The following is a 676-nucleotide window of genomic DNA, read 5'->3' on the forward strand; positions in this document are numbered from 1 at the left end:
AATCAGCACCAGGGGCAGGCCGTTTATAAATAGAATAATGTCGGGCCGGCGGCTTTGCTTGGGGCCTTTTAAGGTGTATTGGTTAACCGCCAAAAACTCATTGCTGCCGGGGCTGTTTTCCCAGTCAATCAGCTTTACAAAATCGCCGCGGGTTTCGCCGTCTTTTTGGTACTGCACCGGCACACCGCCCAGCAGCAGGTTATGAAAACGTCGGTTGGCGGATAACAGCGCCGGTATGCCCAGCTCTTTTATTTGCGCCCGGGCATCGTTCTGAGCAACCAGGGGAATGGTGGGGTTTAAGCGGGCAATGGCCGCTTTTAGGCGTTCAAGCAGCAAAGGCTGCATGTAATCGGCACGCTCGGCCGCAGGGCCATCAGGGGCAATGTCATAGCCATTAACCGGCGTGTAGCCAATATCGGCTAACCAGCCTAGTACTTCCTGTTCTAATTGGTCTTCTGTCATGGATCGTCCCTAAATCAGCCAACTTGCTGCAAACTATGTTTGATACCTTGTTGTAGCTTTAAAATCAAGTCTTTAGCGTTTACACGTTTATCAGTAATGAATGACGATTTACCCGTGCTATAAGCCACCAAGTGCATCGAGCAACCTTAATTTTAATTCGTCTGAATAATCATCTTCTGCAATTAATGATGTAATCAACATTTGCAGTAAGTCT

1 protein-coding gene is annotated in these 676 nt (G+C 48.4%); it reads right to left on the reverse strand.

Annotated elements, in window-relative coordinates; genetic code table 11:
* Positions 1–462, reverse strand: a 462-nt coding sequence (locus V7D78_RS17055; protein WP_333609652.1) for a type I restriction endonuclease, incomplete at its 3' end; no start/stop codon positions are given.
* Between the last annotated feature and the right edge of the window lie 214 nt (positions 463–676).

This window comes from Arsukibacterium sp. (genome assembly GCF_036735525.1).
In the GTDB taxonomy this organism is placed as follows: Bacteria; Pseudomonadota; Gammaproteobacteria; order Enterobacterales; family Alteromonadaceae; genus Alishewanella.